Source organism: Paenibacillus sp. FSL L8-0158 (genome assembly GCF_038592965.1).
Classification (GTDB): Bacteria; Bacillota; Bacilli; order Paenibacillales; family Paenibacillaceae; genus Paenibacillus; species Paenibacillus polymyxa_D.
On the sequence record NZ_CP151949.1, the window covers coordinates 257,719 to 277,749 of the forward strand.

Consider the following 20,031-nt stretch of genomic DNA (forward strand, 5'->3'; position numbering starts at 1 on the left):
TGCAGGCTATGTTATTACTTGATGAAAAAGGGGCGAGCGAGATGCTACAACCACCATTAAAGGATGAACTGACTCGAATACTGGAAGGGTATTCACTGGATGAAGATTTAAAAGAAGAGATTCATCAGGAAGCTCAAGCTGCTATACAATTTCATGTGGAGCATGAGGAAAACTATGAACACGTTGGAAATAGCCGGATCGCCGGCTATCCAGATCTGCCACCCACGATAGAGTGGCCATGTAATTCGGACGGAGGATATTACACTTTTATAGCTCAAATCAATCTAAGCGAGTTACCTTTTTCACCATTTGAGGGAATGCCTCATCAGGGTATACTATACTTTTTTCTTGGGCTGGATGAGCCAGCTTATGATATTGACCATAAAGTCTTTTACTATAACGGTGACAGCAGCGCTTTGCAGAAAACATTACCGCCCGCTGGGTGCGTAGAGGTTTCGGCGGAGCAACGAGATTTCACCGCCTATGCGATTTCCTTTCAGCCGATTATTACCATTCGGTCGGAGGGTGAGCTAGGAGATATTCTTGTAGATCAGTACGAAGAGCTGTATGAGCTTGTATGTGAACAAAGTGACACGGTGTGGGGTCAGCATCAATCTTTTGCCGGGAACACCCGGCGGGATGCTTATCTACGCCGAAACGGGCTGGAGGGTCTTCTGTTTAACTGGCATAAGAGTGGGAGTCAGATTCATAAGGAAATCGAGCAAGCTATGCATAGGGGAAGTACGGATTATGCGGAGCATTTACGATCCGAAGTGCTGCCTCAGCTACAAGAATATCAAACGAATCGGGAAAAGCACGATCAGGCTTCGGAAAATTGGCATGTTCTGCTCTCGGTCTCTTCTTTGGACGAGGTTGGTATGTGCTGGTGGGACGCGGGGTATTTGGAGTTTTTTATAGATCAAAGGGACTTGAAGAACCTTGATTTCACGCGAACGTATGTCAATCTGGCTACGAGCTAGCTAGTTGCGGCAGACTCATGCTGATTTAGGGCAAATGATAGCGGTTAGAGCAGGGCGGTTTTTTGATTGATAAAAGCAATGAATTTGAGCATGTGGCACAGTAGGTTTGTTTTGCCCGAGTGTCGGAAATCGAACGATCAATAATAGGTGGTCCTATATAGGGCTGCCTTTTTTCGATGTAAATGAACGATTGTACTCCATTATTAGTCTTAATAGATGAGACCACAACAAGGGAGGTGCACGTATATGACTGATCGAGAGCTGTTTGAGCTATATAAGGAACAGATATATTATTTTTGTTATTATCTAATGCAAAATCAAGCAGATGCAGAAGATGTTTGCCAGGAAGTGTTTGTCAAAGCACTCTTGGCCGACAGGTCCAAAGTACAAGATCTCAAATCATGGATTTTACGAATTGCTTCAAATGAGTGCAGCAATGTGCTTAGAAGGCGGAAAACTGGGCTGATGAAGGAAATACGAACTTTTTTATTGTCACGCCCTCATTCATTTAATCCGGTGGAAGAGAGCTTATATCATCAAGAAACGAAGACAGAGCTACACAAGCTATATAACAAGCTTCCAGATAAAATTCGAATGGTCGTGGTCCTTCGTTATGTAAACGAATTGACTGTGCCGGAGATCTCTAGAGTCATAAATATACCCGAAGGAACAGCAAAATCCAGATTAAATCGGGGGCTTAAACTGCTAAAAAAAATGGTGGTATCCCAAGTAAAGGAGATGAGTAGCAGTGAGTCGATATTTTGAAAAAGAACAGAACATTCCTCAACCTGAATATGATGCAATGTGGGTAAATATAGAACAGGAAGCAACCAAACGAAAAGCAACTCTGCAACAGTCACAGGAAGCACCTACGCATAGAGCAAAAATTGTTCCTTCGAGTATCGTATTCTCCTGTTTTCTGCTCGTTGCCATCCCTGTATTCGCTAGTGTGACTATCAATTGGGATAAAATAGGCGGACGTAGTGTAACTAATGCATTAAATAATGGTATTGGCCAGCGGTATGACCTAAAGGCATCCAGTGCAGGTATTACGATGAATTTGAATGGTGTTGTAACGGATGGCGAAAAAATGAAAATGCTTATTTCCCTAGATCCAGGAACCGATCCAACCAGTTATATTGGGTTTGCTTTAGAGAAAACTATGGTAACTAGCAATTCTGATACCAAGGAACGAGCACATGGATATTTAAATTACGATCCTAAAAGCCAGAAACTCCTTGGCATTTATGAAACTGTTGATACTTTAAAGGATCGTAAAAAAGATTACACACTTGAGGCACAGAATCTCATTTTTTATCGTAATCAGGATATTCCTTTAAAGACGGATCATCAAGCCGGGGATACCCTCGTTACCGGGACCAAGCAGTATCCTAACATTTATATAGAATCCGTTCGACAAGCCAACAACAAGACGGTTGTCCGCTATAGAGTTGCTGCAGCTCCATCCGATTTAGGACGTGGGAACCCGCATTTGGTAATGAAAGTGGGCGACAAAGAGATAGACGCAATCCCAACCATTCTACCTAGCGACAGCCCAGACTTGCATATTGAGCAGGTATTCAACATGACTGCACAAGATTGGAAAAAGGCAAATCTTCATTTTTGTTACATTGAGGAAGCAAAAAGAATTGAAGGTACTTGGAAGTTCGAGTTTGAAGCGGATGGAAAAAAAGCAAGTGAAGCGATTTATTCCAAGAAGCTGCATACCAGTGCCGAATTCCAAGAAAATACAGGCACTACCTTAGACCAACTGATTGTTACCCCCTTGGATATTGAAATTCTAATAACAGAGCGTGATTCACTTAAAAAAGGAAATGTTCATTATAAAACAGCTCAGTTGGTTATAGGTGATAAAAAAATTAACGGAGGATGGAATCTTAAAGGGGCTGGTCCTGAAAATTATCAACACTTATATCAATTTGAATCCCCAGAGTGGTATAAGGACTGGTCTGATGTTCCAATGAAACTTATATTGAAAGATGCTGTCATCGAGAAACGTGATACGTCTAAGAATTGGATCACTCTTCATAAACCTAAAGATGAAAAACAGTTCGCTGGGCTTAATGTGGACGGTTATCAAATTGATTTCACATACTATAAAGAGGGAAAAGATTTGATTGTCGAATCGAAATCCGGTTCCCCTGGCTTCAAAGGTGTCAACCAAACAACGATGCGAATTAACGGCAAAGAAGTAGTGCCTGAGATCATTGCGAAGGGTATGGTATCCACAGGAGTTAATGTTGACCGTTACAAAGACATTGAATTAGACGGAAAATTAGAACTAAATCCTGGCATATACAAGTACAGCGATCCTGGACGTGATATTGAAGTTATTTTGAAATAGATATGGCCAGCGCTGTCTATTCTGCAGATACGTAAATACAAAAGCCCTTCCAGCTTTAGCTTCTCATGAGGGAAGCAGCGGAAGGGCTCTTGTTATATATACTTGTCTATGCAGGGAGTATATTTATATCCGCTGCACGGTAAATTCAAATTCCAGCTTTTGATCGGCTGTAATTTGGTATTCTTCATGTACCGGGGCTCCCCAGCTATCGTCGCCGCCTACGCCCATTTGCTTGCCAGCTACGGTGACAACGGTGTAGTACACGTTGGGCAGCTCATACAGATGGTAGGCATTTTCCAGCTCAAAGGCTGTATACGGCGAAATGTTGCATTCCACTGGTGCGGTAGCAGGTGCAGTAATGCGAATACCTCGCTGGGAATCGTCAGTAATATCGACACGGCGCACACCTGTACGATTGCCGGATTCCTGTGGCACGACATACCCGGACACGTTATCCGCAGCTTCGTTCCGGAATACGCCAAGTCTAGCACCGAAGGCCCGGTCGATGTAATTCTCATCCGGTCCCATCGCATACCAGTCCAGATGACGGTAGTCCGCTGGAACCTTGAACGAAAGGGCAAAGATCGGCAGGTTAGGCAGCCCCGATACACCTTCATAGGTGGATTTTACGTTCAGACTGCCATCGGCCAAGACAGTGTAGGCTACCGTTATCTTTACGTCGGCATGAATGCTTAGGGTGTAGCGGAATGCAACAGTTACACGGTCTGTCTGCTCTTCCGTGACCTCGATGCCCACGCATTTACGTGTCAGACTTGCAGCGAACCAGCCACCGGCTTCAAAGCCCAGTGCGGTTCCCCGATCATTGTCTGTGGTCGCCCGCCAGAACAATGGAGCAGGAGGCGTAGCGATCATCTCACGTCCGGCGTAGCGAAGTGAAGTCAGGCTACCTGCTCCTTTGGAGAACATGATACTGAAATCTGCACCGTGAACGCCAATGTTAACATCGCCATGCACCACTCGTAGGGCTCCACCTGTAGGGATCTTCAGTGGATTTGGATCTTCCACGATGAAAATATGCTGTCCGAAGGCCACTTCATGCTCAGCGTCGGCCCAAATCGTCGCTTCTTTTAAAACAAGCGCTGTGTGAATGACATATTCCCCAGGCTTTCCGTCTGTGCTTGGGAACGTCAGTGGAATATACGCCTCGGTCTGAGCTGCCACATCTACATGAATGGCATTACGTGCGATTTCTTGGCCTTCATGCAGTAGGCTGCATACTAGCTCATAGTCGCCTGTTCCCTCGAACAGGTTTTCATTGCGCAGGGTTACACCGCTGCGATCCGGGGTGAGCTTCAAATTTTGATACAGAAATTTGACCTCCTGCATCTTCGGTGAAACCTTCCGATCTGCGTAGACAATTCCGTCCGTACAGAAGCCATAGTCTGTGGCACGGTCGTCAAAGTCGCCGCCAATCGCGAGGTATTCGCGTCCGTAGCGATCTTTTTTCATAACAGCCTGATCAATATAATCCCAGATAAAACCGCCCTGATACAGCTCATATTTGTTCTCCAGCTCTGTATACTTGTGCATGCCGCCTACGGAATTGCCCATCGCATGCATGTATTCGCAACTGATATACGGTTTTTGCGGATTGTCGTTCAGATATTGCTCGATATCTGCGGGTTTGGCGTACATCCGGCTCTCCATATCGCTGGTATCATCGTACGTACGGTTGTGAAACACGCCTTCGTAGTGCACCAGCCGGCTTGGATCGGTGGACCTGAAATAGTTGGCGACATTGCGCAGCACTTCACCTGCATACGACTCATTGCCGCAGGACCAGATCAGAATGGACGCATGGTTTTTGTCTCGTTCCAGCATGGAAATGGCGCGATCCATGATGATATCTTGCCACTCAGGCAGATTGGCAGGAATATTCCACGATGGCTCGACGGCGCCAAGTTTTTGCCAGGAACCGTGTGTTTCCAAGTTCATTTCATCAATTACATAGACCCCGTACTCATCGCATAGCTCATACCACAGAGTCTGGTTTGGATAATGAGAGGTACGAACAGCGTTCATATTGTTCTGCTTGAGCGTCCGAATATCCCACAGCATATCTTCACGGGAAATCGCACGTCCGGTGCGAGCGTTAAATTCATGGCGGTTCACACCTTTGAAGACGATGCGTTTGCCATTCAAATGCATGACCTTGTTGATCAGCTCAAATTTACGGAAGCCAATTTTTTGTGGAATGACTTCCACGAGCGATCCACTGGCATCATAAATTTGAATAAACAACGTGTACAAATAGGGTTTCTCCGCGCTCCAGCGCTGCACTTGCTCCAAGGTGGCTGACAGCGAAGCTGAGCCATCAGTAAAGTCAGCTTTCAAAGAAGCTATAACATGACCGGTAGCATCTTTCACATCGACAGTTGCATAGGCCGTTGCCGGCTTTTCCAAGGTCAATTTCAGTTCCAGAAGGCCCTGCGTGTAGGAAGCATCCAGATCTGCCTTGGCATGCAGGTCACGTACGTGAAGTGTAGGAATGGTATAGAGGTATACGTCTCTGAAAATACCGGAAAAACGCCAAAAGTCCTGATCCTCCAGCCACGCCCCCGTACTTCTTTGATATACCTCTACCGCCAGCTTGTTTTCGCCTGCTTGCAGGAACGGTGTCAGTTCAAAATCAGACGGTGTAAAGCTATCCTCGCTGTAACCGACAAATTGTCCGTTCAGCCATACATAGAAAGCCGACTCGACGCCTTGGAAAGAAATGAACACAGGCTGCGCGTCGGAAGCCATATTTTCCGGCAAAACAAAGCTTTTGATATAGCTCCCGACTGGATTGTGATCTTCCGGAATGTGGGGTGGGCGAACGTCCGAATGTCCGTCCCACGGATACATCGTATTCACGTACTGCATTTGGCCAAAGCCTTGCGTCTGAATGTGACCCGGCACCTGAATATCGCTCCAGCCGCCATACTCAAAGCCAGGGGCATAGAACTCTACCGGACGGCTGGCTGGATTCGTTGCATAGTTAAACTTCCAGCTCCCATTCAGGCTATGACGCCAAGCCATATCAGCTTGCTGCTCCGCTTCCTGAAGCGTAGCGTAATATTTGTGATCGGAATAGGCGGGCAGCCGATGTACAGCAAATTTGGTTACGTCGGTCAGCCAGTCCAGACTAGGGGTATGGATGGTCAAGGCGAACACTCCTTATTTTTAAAATGAAATGAAGAACGTACACAGAAATCTGTTATTTTACCGAGCCGACCATACCTGCGACAAAGTGCTTCTGCATCAGGAAGAATACCAGCGCAGTCGGCAATGTGGACAGGACAATGGCAATCATAATAACACCGTAGTCCGGTGCATAGCTGGAGCCGAGGTTCGAGATCAACAGCGGGATGGTTTGATTTTCTGGCGTTTGCAGTACAATCAGAGGCCAGAGGTAGTTGTTCCAGCTGGACATGAACGTAATAATCGCGGCAGCAGCATAGGTTGTTTTCATCGTAGGCATGTATACCCGGAAGAACAGACCCAGCTCGGACAATCCATCCATACGACCTGCTTCCAGTAGATCCTTGGGAAACATCTTGGTGCTTTGACGGAAAAAGAAGATCAGGAACGCCGTAGTTACGGTCGGAATGACAACGGAAGAGAGCGTATCAATACCGATCCACGGTATAACATTAGAAATACTGCCGAACATCCGGTAGAGCGGGATCATGATCGCTGCAAACGGAATCATCATAGACATCAGCAGGATATTGAAGACAACGTCTTTCGCTTTACTTCTGTAAATTTCAAAGCCATAACCAGCCAGTGATGCGATTAACATAGCCAGCAATGTAGTCGAGATGGAGACTTTTGCAGAGTTACTTAGTGCGGTAACGATGTCTACTTTTTCAAGCAAATTGTGCATGTTATCCATCAGATGGGAGCCAGGCAGAAGCTTGCCTTTGGTCACATCAACTGACAGGTTCGTGGCGCTGGATAGCATCCAGAGGAACGGGAAAATCGAAACGAACGACACAAGGATCAGAAAGGCGTACGTAAATGCTCTTTTTGTTTTCATCATTTTTTCTCACCTGCCACTTTGAACTGGATAATCGACAAGATAATGATCATAATGACGATGGAATAAGATACGGTCGCCGCATAACCAAAGTCGGATGAATACTTGAAGGACAGATTGTAAATATATTGCGAAATTGAAGATGTCGCGTTCCCTGGCCCACCTTTGGTAATATTCATAATTTCATCGAAGAGTTGGAGTGTACCAATCGTTGATGTAATCGAAGTGAACAGGATAATCGGTTTAAGCAGTGGAACCGTAATGCTGAAAAACTGTCGGATCGGGGAAGCTCCGTCAATACGGGCCGCTTCGTAGATGGAACTGTCGATGTTCTGAAGACCGGACAGGTAAAAGATCATATTATAACCAGTCCAGCGCCATGTGATCGCGATAATAATCGTAACCTTGGCCCAGAAAGGATCTGTAATCCATTGGATGGGCGTGCCAATCACGTGTAGATTCAGCAATAAGGAGTTTACCAGGCCGTCGGACGAGAACAGGTACTTGAAGACAACCGAATAGGCTACAAGGGATGTGATACACGGCAAGAAGATAGCTGTGCGGAAAAAGCCCTTGAATTTCAGGTTTTTATCATTCAACAATACCGAAATGAACAGAGCCAGAATGACCATCAAAGGTACCTGGAAAATTAAATAGATAAACGTATTCTTCACGGCGGTTATAAACATTTTGTCGGTAAACAATCGCTTGTAGTTATCAATGCCGTTAAAGCTCAGATTAGACCCTGTACCTGTCTTAAAGGACAAGATAAGCGCCTGAATCATCGGATAGAAATAAAAAGCGGCAATCATGATCACTGCGATGGATATGAACAACCATCCTGTCATACCTGCTTTGAGACGTGTTGTAGTTATTTTGGGCGCGGCTGTCTTCATACCATGTCAACTCCCTGTGCAGCAATAAAACCTTGAACTCGCAAGCCCAAGGTTTTAAGTGCTTATCGTTTTATTGTTTAGCCTTGGCTAGATGGACTGTCTTATTTAAGCTGTGCTTCTGCCTGTCCTTGGGCATCTTTCAGAACTGCGTCTACATCTTTTCCGTTCAGATAGTTTTGAATTTCAACGGTCATGATATCCTCAATGGCATACGTGTGCAGGCCATAATTGACTTTTGGAACTTGTTTAGTCCATTCTGCAAATTTCTTGTATACTTTGTCGCCTCCGAAGTACGGATCTTCCACGTCATAAGCTTTACCGCTGGAAGCTGCGTTCAATGAACCGACAATTCCAATTTTGCTCAGCATATCTTGATACAGTTCTGGATCTGTTCCGAATGTCTCTTTCAAGAAATCAGCAGCGGTATCTTGACCGTCCGAGTTGAGGACATACCAGGAGCTGCCGCCGAGGCTGGAAGCATTCACGGATTCAGGTATATTTTTCAGCTTAGGGAAAGGAACAACGGCCCATTTACCCGATTGTGAAGCTTCAGCTTTGATCGAAGGTGTAATCCAGTTACCTGTAGGTACGGAAGCAACTGCACCGCTGTTGAATGCAGCCAAGAACTGACTCCAGTCGGCATTCATTTTAACAATGTTGGCGTCGAACAAGGATTTGTACGTCAAGAGCGCTTCTTTCAGAGCTGGATTACCAGCCAGGTTTGGTGTTTTACCATCTTCTTTCAGGTACCATGAACCTGCAGTTTGGATCATACCACGGATCAGACCGAGGTCATTCGGATCTTGAGTCAGCATTTCTTTGCCTGTTTTTTGTTTTACGGCTTTACCAATTTCAATAAATTTGTCCCAATCAATATTGGTCAGGTCTGCTACTTTGTAGCCGGCTTGTTCCAGATAATCCGTTCTTACATACAGCCCCATAACACCGGAGTCGAATGGAACACCATACTGCTTGCCGTTGTAGCTAGTCGGTCCGATTTTATAATCAGCGAAGTCGGATGCTTTGATCGTGCTGCTCATATCATGGAAAGAATCGGGATAGGCTTGCAGGAAGTTCTGTGCCCGATAATCCTCGATCAGAACCACGTTCGGCAATCCTTTGGTAGATCCGGAGTTAAGACCGGCATTCATTTTTTGTACGATATCGTTTTGAGCATATTCAACAATGTTTACGGTTACATCTGGATGTTTGGCAACATAACGATCTTTTGCCAGCTTCAGGGCTGCGATATTAAAGTTCGGGTCCCAAGCCCAGACGGTGATTTCTTTTTTGCCAGAATCTGTTGTAGTAGCTGCTTTCTCGGAATTGCTGGAGCATGCGGATAGCAAGATCAAGCTTGCAATCAGCAGAAGGAAAGTCATTTTTTTCATTTTGTTCAACCCCTACTCTTTTTTTATATGTTGCGTGCTAGTTCTAAACCTCTCGAATGAAAGCGGTTACCTTGTTTGTAAATCTAGTGTACCATCCATACTTTGTCGGTGTTAGGAATATCTTTATACGGATTGGTCTTATTATTATGATTTATCAAAAAAGGTACCGCTTACATTAGTATTTTCTTTTGATTTAGGTATTTTTTTATGATCATGAACTAAAGACAAAGAAGGTGGAACAAGAACGGAGTGGGCGGAATGGTGCTGTACAAGCGTAGCGGTCGCCTTTGTACCCGGATTTCAACCTTTATAACTTGACTAAAGAAATCTGGGTACAACAGCGATGGGAAGCACCATCCGACCGCGTAGTGGCGCTTTGTGTACATCTATTTGGAGTCGTTTGATCTCACGATCAGTGGCAGCGTCATTCTTACTTTGGTGCCCTCGCCTTTTTTACTGGAGATGGTCACGCCGTATTCTTCTCCATATAAAAGGTTAATGCGGTTGTGCACATTCTGGATGCCGATGCCTGTGAACAGTTGGCGCTTGCTCTTGGGATTCGGCAGTCCGTCTTGCGCCGTATGCCCGTCCAAATCCATACCGTCCCCATCATCGACCACCTCACAGATCAATGTATCCTCCGTTTTGGACACCAATATATAGATGTGCCCTACATTTTTTTCATTAAACGCATGGAAAAAAGAGTTTTCGATAAAAGGCTGAATGATGAGCTTGGGCACATGGTACTCCAGACAATCGGGTGATACAAAATAATTCACTTGTACCCGCTGCCCGTAGCGCACATGGTTAATGAACACATAATTTTGCATGTTGGCCATTTCCTGCTCGATGGTGATCGTTTCACTCACATTGCTGATTGTATTTTGCAGTAAGGAAATGAGCGCATTGATCGTCTCGGCGGCTGTTTCCTTGTTTCCTTTGAGTACCAGCATTTTGATCGAAGCCAGTGTATTGTACAGAAAATGCGGATTGATCTGCCGTTGTAGTGCAGCAAGCTCTGCGTTCCGTTGACCCTTTTGCGTCTCTAAAAGCTTACGGATATAGTCATTTAGTTCATCCAGCATGTAATTGTAGGCATGACTTAATTGTCTAACCTCATAGCTGCCCGTTACCGGGATATAATTATCAAAATTTTTCTCGCGTATGGTCGACATTTGCTTCACAAGTCGAGTCAGCGAACGAATCAGTCGGCGGGATATCAGAAAAACGATCACCAAAGCAATCAGTACGATGGCGATGCAGATCCATACAACGGATTTAACGTCAATAATTTGCCCAATCGCGGCTTGTCTGTCGATCATGTTCACCAGATAAAAATCAAATGAAGGGATATAGTTGGAAAGGAGGATACTCTCCTTATTCATCACATCGGCATTAATGTAGTTAAGTCCCTGTTCATTGATTTTTGTGGCATAGCCTAGCAGCTCACTGGAGCGTTGTCCGATCAGGTCCTGACGGTTGCTCGATACAATCAGTCCCGACTTGTCCAAAATAAGCACATCATTGCCGTTGCTCGTGAAATTGTTGTAGAAACGGCGAAATTCCGGTTCCCGGATAGCGATGTAGATCATGCCGTACAGGGTGCCGCTGGTCCGCTCCATAAATGGTTTGGAGGCAATGATATAGGGTGTTGGCTTTTGCGTGGTGTTACTCATTTGTTGCTGAAATAATTCAGTATCCAATTGATACATAAGCTGTGCCGGTCGTGCTACACTTTGGGCTGTAATCGCACTGCTTTTAAGCTCTTCCGCAGTTACAGGCCAATAGGACGAGTCGGAGTAAAAGCTCCGGCCGTTCAGACCTGTTACAGCGACACCGACATCATAGGCATCGACGTTCGATTTAATTTGCTTCATTTGCTGTGCCATTCCGAAGTAAATCCTCGCCGAGTTAATCGAGTCAGATTGACCGCCAGTCAGATAGTTCTTGACCGTTCCATTTTCCGAAGCATGGGTTACGGCATTCACGATAGAATCATTGAAGGATTCAAAGCTGGATTGAATCTGGCTGAGTACCTTGGCATTTGTAATACTGAATGTCTCAGCAAAAAGTCGTTCAGACATCCGAATCGTCACCAAAGAGGTCAGCAAGGACACCGCAGTGATGCTGACCACCATAACAATAAAGATTTTGAAGAACAGACCTTGATATTTGATTTTATGGATATATCTTTTCATATTCAATCTCTTTTCTGCTGGCAGATGTGGCTTACTCTCTAATAGAGATGCTCCCGGCGGTACTGACTGGGCGAGTAACCCTTCACTTTTTTGAACACTTTGGTAAAATAGCTGGGGTCCGAATAGCCTACTGTGCTGCTAATATCCGAAATGGACATCGTCCCCGACCGTAGTAACTCCGCGGCTTTTTCAACCCGAATTTTGTTCAGATACTCGCTAAAACCTTCTGTATGGTGTGCCGTAAAATAACTGGACAAGTAGGAAGGGTTAAAGTGAAAATATTGCCCAAGTGTCGTCAAATTGAGTGTTTCGGCATGATGCTCCTCAATGTACTCCAGCAGTTTCTTCATGCTTGCACTACTTCCTTGCTGTGTTTTAGCCATGATCTGTCTGTTCGCTTCCTCCAAAAAAGTCTCCAGAAGGCGTACGGCTTCATGTACATGAGGGGCATCATTAATTGTTTTGAAGTAGGAATATTTCGCCGCATCCAGCTCCTTCATATCATACCCCTGGTTCCCGAGCAAAATCGTAATGTTGAACACGATATTTCCGAGAAGCGATTTGAATTCAAAAGCGGTAGAGGTATAGTTGCCAGACATGGCGGCTACATAGGATCTCAAATCCTGAAAAGCTGTATCAAAATGCTCACGCTTCATCTCTTCTGTAAACTGTTTTAAGTTGAACGAGCTGTTCACCTGTACAGGCTGAGGAAGTTCGTCTTCTATGAGCAGCGCTGTTCCTGGGAAATAAAAGCGGTAACTCAGCAGTTTTGGCAGTTCATCCTGATAGACGTCACTAATCTGATTAAAGTCATCAAATAAATGGCTAACTGCCCAGCCTGTCTGTGGATCGACCCGCTTTGTCTCCTGTGCAACTTCCCTAACCGCAGCCATCCAGGCGTCTACTTCCCGTGGATCGAGATTGGCTAAAAACACAGCCGCATAGACATCAGACGGCAGTTGTCGCTGTACGATGCGCTCACAGGCAGAGGATACTCGATCTGTAAGCTTGGAAAATAGGTCCGAGGCAGAGATAGAGCGTCCTTTATTCTGAGGTGCTGACTGTTCCACGCCTATGAGCGCAAAACGAGTATAAGGAAATGCTTGCTTCAACAACTCGGCGTCATAGTCCATGCTATACCCGGAGATCAGCTTTTCGATCACATGATCTATCGTAATTTGCCTATTCCCAGCATCCGCCTGATATTGAATGGATGGAATTTTGCGAGCGGTTCTCTGGAGAACTTGGAGTAGCTCATCCGTGTCCAGCTTGGGCTTTAAAATATAGTCAGCAACCCCTTGTTGAAAGGTGGATCGCACGTAATTAAATTCACCGTAACTGCTAAGCACGATGACTTCGATATCTGGATAATTCTGTCTGACTATGCGCGTCAGCTCCTCGCCATCCATGATCGGCATTACGATATCTGTAATGACAATATGAGGATGCACAGTTTCAATCAGCTCCAAGGCTTCTTTCCCGTTAGAAGCCTCACCTACAATTCGAAATCCATACTGTTCCCACGATAAATGGTGTTTAATTCCTTGCCGTACCAATATCTCATCATCCACAATCAAAATGTTGCATAGCTCATTCATGGCAGCACTCTCCGTAATTATACCTATTCGAGGATTTGCAAAAATCCTGATTCAAAAAAGACCTCCATCACGTGGACGTCATATCATCTGAGGCACATATTTGATAACGCTTCCAACTTAGCTTGAATCTAAAGCATTTAACCTTTACATGCTAACATAAACCACACGGGGATTCCAAAAAAAATTAGTCCAAATGGCATATAAAACACAAAAAAGGCAGCCGAGAAAACCTCGACAGCCTTAAACAACTGGGATTACCTTATACAGTACCCCAAGTCCGATCTCCTGCCAAATATTTTTCAGTCAAAATAGACAGCAGTTGAATGCCAACCTCATTGTGTCCTCCCTCAGGAAGGATCAGGTCAGCGTATTTCTTGGAAGGCTCAATAAATGCCTCATGCATCGGCTTAACCGTAGTCAAATAGTGATCGTGGATCGAATGGATGGTGCGGCCGCGTTCCTCAATATCGCGAAGAACCCGACGGAGAATACGCACATCAGGGTCAGTATCCACAAATACTTTGATGTCAAGCAGGCTGCGGAGCTTTTCGTCTGACAGCACGTGCAGACCCTCCAACATAACGATATGATTTGGCAGAAGCTCTACCGTCTCGTCCGTGGAGCGGGCATGAACCGTAAAGTCATACACGGGTGCTTGTGTCGCTTGTCCGTCTTTCAGACATTGGAGATGCTCAATAAGCAGTTCGTTGTCAAAGGCAAACGGATGATCATAATTGACCAAAGCACGTTCATCATAGCTCAGATGTGAATGGTCTTTATAATAGTTATCCTGAGATATGAAAGTCACTTTATTAGATCCCAGACGCTCAACGACGGCGCGTGCTACCGTCGATTTACCGGAACCTGTACCGCCGGCAATACCAATAATAAGCATGGCGTTTCACTTACCCTTCCCTAAATGTATCCCGATACAACTCAAGTATTGTAGCACAATGCACACTTTTTTTCATCACTGTTGAACTTTGTATTTCTTCCATTTCCGTATCTTGGCTCTGAATGTTTTAAACGGTGCCACCGAGTTGATGTGAATCCATCTTGCCATGGGCCAGTTCGGATTAGTACCCGTCCAGTTGTGAACGCCTTGAGTGAAGAGCTCTTCATGGCTAAGTGTGTCGATCCAATCCAGCCACTTTTGCTCAGTCAACTTGAACATTTCGCGTAATTCACGTAAAGATTGGTGGGAGTAGGTCTTGTAAAATGATTGATATAGTTCGCCTAGTCTGTTCCATTTATAATTGGGGGCGGGCATGGTGACGGTTTTTCCTTCCCGTTCGTCCCTGTCCCATGTCATGACAAGATGAAGCCATCCGAGCTGGTAGGCGATCATTTCCGCGGGTGTTTTATCTACTTCGGGGATACGAATATCCTTTTGGTTCTCGTCAATCTCCTGGAACTCACCGTCAAATCGTAAGTAGGAGGCATGAATGGCTTCCTTTAACTCCGATTTGGAGGCGTAGTCGTAGCTGGACATCTCATCGCTCCTTTAAATGATGTGGATGTTACTCACCCCTTTATATGTACCATTCCCAATATGACAACTGTATGTCTTATTCAAAAATATCTTTTTAGTTTTAAACAGCGTGCGGCGTGTTTTATTTTGGTGCGAATGTGAAGCTCCCATGAAAACCCCGGGTCCTTTGCACCTCGGATCTTGTCGAATACTTGTCGAATATGAATGGAATGTGAACATAGATGGAATATTCTATCCCAATTAGGATGTTATGAATACTATTTTAAGCTAAAATAATAACGAAGTAGGTCTAATATGACCAATTTTCGCTGTCGCACTCTACATGAGTGCGTGGGTCAAACTTACTATATAAGTTGAACTGGAACATACATGAAAACGGAGTAGATGGAATGGTGCTGTACAAGCGAAGCGGTCGCTTTTGTCCCCGGATTTCTACCCTAATATAACTTATTCAAGAAATCCGGGGGCGGTGGCGGTAGGAAGCACCATCCAACTGCGTAGTGGCACCATATGAAACTTTTAAGCTCACCCATTAGGAGGAACCCAAATGTCCTTTGCCCCAGACAAACACAAACTTCACCCCATTCAAGATGTAACCAGCGTCTGTTATATTCAGAATCTACCAGCTCGACCGAATGTCGAGATTGGCGACTATACTTATTACAGCGACAATAGCCATCCAGCAGAGCTTTTTTATGACCATATTCAGCACCACTATGAGTTTCTCGGTGATAAGCTGAAAATCGGAAAATTCTGCGCCATTGCAGAGGGAATCACCTTTATCATGAACGGTGCCAATCACCGTATGGACGGGTTAACGACCTACCCATTTAATATCTTTGGCGGCGGTTGGGAAAAGGTAACCCCCAGTCTGGAACAACTACCTTTTAAAGGAGATACAATCATCGGCAATGATGTCTGGCTCGGTCAGTCCGTAACTATAATGCCAGGAATTACAATAGGAGACGGCGCCATTGTCGCATCGAACTCTACTGTCGTCAAAGATGTGGAGCCTTATACAATTGTTGGCGGCAATCCGGCGAAAGTAATTAGACCCCGTTTTGACCAAGAAACGATCACATTACTACTTAAGCTCAAGTGGTGGGACTGGGAAGAGGAGAAGCTATTTCGCTATATGGATCAACTGGTATCCGTAAATTCTGCTGATGCAGTCAAGCAACTCCTAGCTGCCGAGTGACAGCTCATGGAGTGTGTTATCAATCATAAAAGCTGCCTTTTGCTCAAGGTAGCTTTTTTGTTTTTTATAATGGTTCACTCCGCCCTGTGAATTTGAGGAGTGGAAATAACAATTACTTACAATTCATTATTATAAAAAGGGTAAAAATAAACGTAACTTGAGTGATACATAGGGGTGTATTAAATGTTAAAAAAATCTTATAAAGGAATGTAATGATGAATATAAGTGCGATAAAGTGTGGTTTGGGATACTGCTAATTTTTTTTTTGCTTTTTTGAATTTGGCGCAAAAAGTAGGTGTAGTTGAGAAGTTAGCTGGTTTTAGCGTCTTTTTTTGAAAAATGGTTCAAGGAAAGGATGAACAGGGATGAGTCCTTTTTTCCATGAATAGTACGCACTTTTTGAAATCCGAAGTTCATCAATGATTTGAGTAACTGTTTTATCCGTCTTATAGATTAAGAAAATATAGTTGAATATTGTTTGGTGATTGTGCTTTCTATAAAAAAATGAGGGAGTGTCCCAATGGGTGAGATAAGCTCGCTTACAATCCAAGCAGTAGGATCGAACCAACGGGGAATTGCTATGTTTCTTAGTATTGCTACTGCGGCAATGGGGACATAGACTTGAGTTGTCTTTAGATGGGACTTTCTTGCCTATCCGCTTATCAATGTTGTGTAGAAACCCCCAAGCTATTCTGCGTAAATGTCTTAATTCTTCTTCAGATTCACATCCTTTTAAAATATGATCTAAATCTTCTGCTAAATTCTCATTGAATTGCATCATAATTACCTCCTGTAATGTTGGTATGCAAAAACTAAATACTATTAGTTATATATAGACACAATATAACGGAATATTAATTTTGTCTATGTTACAATACCGTTGTTAGAAGCGACAATGATTGAATAATTTACTATAAGGGAGTAGGTTGGGTTTATTTAAAGGGCACTTAGGTGCTGAGAGGACGATTATCTGTAGCTTGGTCGCGTTTACTAAGCCCATAAAAAAAGAGAAAATAACTTATCAACTTCATTCTTTTACAGAGTAAGGAGGTTGCTGTGAGGAAAAATCCTGACTTACAGTCGCTACGTGGCGTCCCAGAATTAAAGTATGTGAATGCAGATAATGTTACCCGTTATCGTGCCATCATGCGTCTTATTTATCAGCAGTATCAGAAGTTGAATTACTGGCTCAAGCCTGAGTTTATTTATGAAGAGCTAATGAAATGGAAACTGCATAAGAATTACACACTAGAGCAATGTCAGATTGACCTCAATCAATTGGTGGAATGGGGTAATTTAACCGCCCAGCACGATGGAGGAGAACGTGTAGTAACTGTTGAAGAATATCTACGCAAAAAATTCCGTTATCTGCTAACTCCCTATTCAATTGAAATTGAACGGATGCTTGAAAGCTTGGAATCAATCCGGGGCTACGGTGGTTCATTGGAACCCACTCTTTTTGACAAGATTGCAGATACCTTAAATAAAGTCAGTGGTAATGCAGGTATATATGAGCCTGGAGAGGCATTGGAGTATTGGAAAACGTTAATCAATGTCTTCCAAACGTTACATGAGACATCTGTGGATTATATAGCAAGTCTGCAAACGGGGATGGCGGAAGAATTGATGGCTACGGATACTTTTTTGTTGTATAAGGATTCCATTACTCATTATTTACAGGACTTCATACAAGCGTTGCAGCGGCGTTCTTACAAAATTGAAGGTAGATTGCATCGTATAACAACAGGAGTAAGAGATATTTTCTTCTCAGCGGTTATGGAAGATGAATGGTTAATTCCTAAATTGGAACAGTCGATTTCAAAAGAAGAATATTTAAGTGAACTTCAAGATAAATGGAGCAGTTTAAATAGGTGGTTTCTGGGCGATGAGGAATCCATTAGTGATTCCGTGTTATTGGAGCGGGCAACAAAGGAAGCCATTGTAAAGGTCGTAAAGAGTGCAGTACGAATTCAGGAAAAAAAACGATCCAGCATTAGTAGAAAAAAAGACTTGGATCATTTAGGAAAATGGTTTTATAACATCAATGAATTGAATACTTCCCACAAACTAGCTGCTTATGCATTTGGTTTATTCCAAAGCCGTCATTTGCAGGGTGAAGATATAAGGGGATCCGATAGCAAAGAAATGTCAATGTGGCAAGAAACATCAATATCAAGGACGATTCGTTCCCGCAGCAGGAAAAAGAATGAACGGCAGGACTCAGATGCTGCTACTGATAACAGCAAGCTAAAAAAACAATTTAGAGAGGCATTCCTAATTAAACAGAAGCAAGAACTACAATTTCTAATTCAGATGGTGACCGTTAGAACCATCAATATTGCAGAACTGGGTCCTATTAGCTCTATTACCCGATTGCAGTTGCTAGATTGGATTAGCCGTTGTAACGCTTCTTCTACTTCTTCTATTCAGACCTCCGAAGGCGTCCAGATTGAGATGAACACGCCATTGGGGAATAACCGTACTCTTTTACGTTGTGTGGATGGCACACTTGAACTGCTAAACCATAATTTTGTTTTTACAGTTATGAATCATAAGGCATGGGAAGGTCAAGTTGCCTGGTTGAGTGCACAACAGTAGTCGACATAATAACCACTATGGAGGATATATAGGTGGAGAAAATAAAAGTAGGTAAGATCAATAGTGTCAGAAGACATCGAGTGAGCCGTACGGGTCCGAATGAAATCGAAGAAAGAAAACAAATTTGTATGAATGCTTTATTAAATCGTTCGTGGATTGATAAGCATGAGGATGAGGAGCTCTATTACTGGATTAAAGAACAATATTTCGAGTTGAGAGACTGGTTTACGAATTATACAGGCTACACAATCATTATGAATCGCCATTTTATTAAGTTGGAGAAAGTACCTGCTGTTGCTTTTCCTTGGATGGGTTTTTCAGAATTTAGTAAACCACTTGATTATGCTCTGTTCACATATAGCCTCTGGTATTTGGAAAATAAAACAGAAAACGAACAATTCTTACTTACCCAGTTAGTTATTGAGATTAGGCAGCATATGGTCGAACAAGAGATGGAAGTGGATTGGCTCAATTATTATCATCGGTTATCAATGGCTAGAGCGTTGAAAAAACTGAAGAGCTTGAAAATCGTTCAGGCTGTTGACGGAGAAGAATCAAACTGGGTGAATGATACTGCACATCATGATGTTTTATATGAGTGTACCCCTTATTCACGTTACATTTTGCGGAATTTCCCCGTGGAGCTTTCTAGTTTTACAAATATGGAAGATTTAAAGGATACTATAATTTATGGATTAGATACGAAAGAGAAAGCTTTGCAACAGAAACACAATCTATATCGTCGATTTTTACTGGAACCCATCTTATTGAATCATCAGTGGCAGGGTGATATATCCTATCTTCGCAAAGAATCGAAGGAATTAGTGAGCCAATTGAAGATAATGTTTGGATGGGAAGGAAGCCAGTATCGTGAAGGCATTATTTTTTTCGAGCCGCATGTAACTTCTGAATCAGAGACCTTTCCAACACAATCTGCTTTGTCAGACTTAGCCATGCTTGTATGTGGGGAAATCCGAAGTATGGTCATAGATCCAGTTACAAAGATGCAGGTAGAGCTAGACGGACTTGTGAGACTCACTAAGCATGAAATAGAGCGTATATTGATTCATTTAAAAGCGGAACATGGAGAGTTTTGGACGAATGAACATAAAAATATGGATTCTGCTGTACTTGCTGAAGCACTATGTAATCATTTGGAAGAGTGGGGATTCGGACACTGGGAAGATCATATGTTTTTTGTGCTAAGTGGGGCTGGGGGAAGATGGGAAATTAAGTATGGATTAACAGAGCAGGTTGATTAGGGAGGGTATGG

The 20,031-nt window shown here is 43.7% G+C and carries 15 protein-coding genes; 6 read left to right on the top strand and 9 right to left on the bottom strand.

The genetic code is table 11. The annotated features are described in order from the left end of the window. Positions 1–41: 41 nt before the first annotated feature. The 3 genes from NSQ68_RS01125 to NSQ68_RS01135 all read left to right on the top strand — a co-directional run bounded on the left by NSQ68_RS01125 (position 42) and on the right by NSQ68_RS01135 (position 3,345). Positions 42–980 (top strand): DUF1963 domain-containing protein, encoded by a 939-nt coding sequence (locus tag NSQ68_RS01125; RefSeq protein ID WP_342427701.1) that lies wholly within the window; start codon positions 42–44, stop codon positions 978–980. A 246-nt stretch (positions 981–1,226) separates the two neighbouring features. Beyond that, positions 1,227–1,745: an RNA polymerase sigma factor gene (locus tag NSQ68_RS01130; protein WP_250241890.1), complete on the top strand. Its 519-nt coding sequence runs from the start codon at positions 1,227–1,229 to the stop codon at positions 1,743–1,745. Then, positions 1,729–3,345: a DUF4179 domain-containing protein gene (locus NSQ68_RS01135; protein WP_342427702.1), complete on the top strand. Its 1,617-nt coding sequence runs from the start codon at positions 1,729–1,731 to the stop codon at positions 3,343–3,345. Before NSQ68_RS01130 ends, NSQ68_RS01135 begins: the two co-directional genes overlap by 17 nt. A 123-nt stretch (positions 3,346–3,468) precedes the next feature. Here the strand turns inward: NSQ68_RS01135 and NSQ68_RS01140 are convergent, their stop codons facing one another. From NSQ68_RS01140 to NSQ68_RS01175, 8 genes are all read right to left on the bottom strand, one after another. Next, positions 3,469–6,513, bottom strand: coding sequence for a glycoside hydrolase family 2 TIM barrel-domain containing protein (locus NSQ68_RS01140; RefSeq protein ID WP_342427703.1), 3,045 nt, complete (start codon positions 6,511–6,513; stop codon positions 3,469–3,471). Positions 6,514–6,565: 52 nt separating this feature from the next. Then, positions 6,566–7,390, bottom strand: coding sequence for a carbohydrate ABC transporter permease (locus tag NSQ68_RS01145; RefSeq protein WP_013308300.1), 825 nt, complete (start codon positions 7,388–7,390; stop codon positions 6,566–6,568). Next, on the bottom strand, positions 7,387–8,283 hold the full coding sequence (locus tag NSQ68_RS01150; protein WP_013308301.1) for a sugar ABC transporter permease: 897 nt from the start codon (positions 8,281–8,283) through the stop codon (positions 7,387–7,389). Before NSQ68_RS01150 ends, NSQ68_RS01145 begins: the two co-directional genes overlap by 4 nt. A 101-nt stretch (positions 8,284–8,384) precedes the next feature. Then, entirely contained in the window at positions 8,385–9,674 is a 1,290-nt protein-coding gene (locus NSQ68_RS01155) for an extracellular solute-binding protein (RefSeq protein ID WP_039274127.1), read from the bottom strand. A 386-nt stretch (positions 9,675–10,060) separates the two neighbouring features. Then, positions 10,061–11,872 (bottom strand): sensor histidine kinase, encoded by a 1,812-nt coding sequence (locus tag NSQ68_RS01160; protein WP_342427704.1) that lies wholly within the window; start codon positions 11,870–11,872, stop codon positions 10,061–10,063. Positions 11,873–11,910: 38 nt separating this feature from the next. Then, positions 11,911–13,470, bottom strand: coding sequence for a response regulator transcription factor (locus NSQ68_RS01165; protein WP_307353738.1), 1,560 nt, complete (start codon positions 13,468–13,470; stop codon positions 11,911–11,913). A gap of 259 nt (positions 13,471–13,729) precedes the next feature. Continuing rightward, positions 13,730–14,365, bottom strand: a complete 636-nt coding sequence (gene udk, locus NSQ68_RS01170; RefSeq protein ID WP_307353739.1) for a uridine kinase — start codon at positions 14,363–14,365, stop codon at positions 13,730–13,732. Between the two features lie 75 nt (positions 14,366–14,440). Beyond that, on the bottom strand, positions 14,441–14,962 hold the full coding sequence (locus tag NSQ68_RS01175; RefSeq protein WP_342427705.1) for a ClbS/DfsB family four-helix bundle protein: 522 nt from the start codon (positions 14,960–14,962) through the stop codon (positions 14,441–14,443). A gap of 547 nt (positions 14,963–15,509) precedes the next feature. Between NSQ68_RS01175 and NSQ68_RS01180 the strand changes: the two genes are divergently transcribed. Continuing rightward, positions 15,510–16,160 (top strand): Vat family streptogramin A O-acetyltransferase, encoded by a 651-nt coding sequence (locus tag NSQ68_RS01180; RefSeq protein WP_342427706.1) that lies wholly within the window; start codon positions 15,510–15,512, stop codon positions 16,158–16,160. 319 nt (positions 16,161–16,479) lie between these two features. Here NSQ68_RS01180 and NSQ68_RS01185 read toward each other — a convergent pair whose 3' ends face one another. Further along, positions 16,480–16,941: a hypothetical protein gene (locus NSQ68_RS01185; RefSeq protein WP_342427707.1), complete on the bottom strand. Its 462-nt coding sequence runs from the start codon at positions 16,939–16,941 to the stop codon at positions 16,480–16,482. Positions 16,942–17,216: 275 nt separating this feature from the next. Between NSQ68_RS01185 and NSQ68_RS01190 the strand changes: the two genes are divergently transcribed. After that, a complete protein-coding gene (locus NSQ68_RS01190) occupies positions 17,217–18,758 on the top strand; it encodes a TIGR02677 family protein (RefSeq protein WP_342427708.1) in 1,542 nt (513 codons plus the stop codon). Between the two features lie 32 nt (positions 18,759–18,790). Continuing rightward, positions 18,791–20,020, top strand: coding sequence for a TIGR02678 family protein (locus tag NSQ68_RS01195; protein ID WP_342427709.1), 1,230 nt, complete (start codon positions 18,791–18,793; stop codon positions 20,018–20,020). The last annotated feature ends 11 nt before the right edge of the window (positions 20,021–20,031 follow it).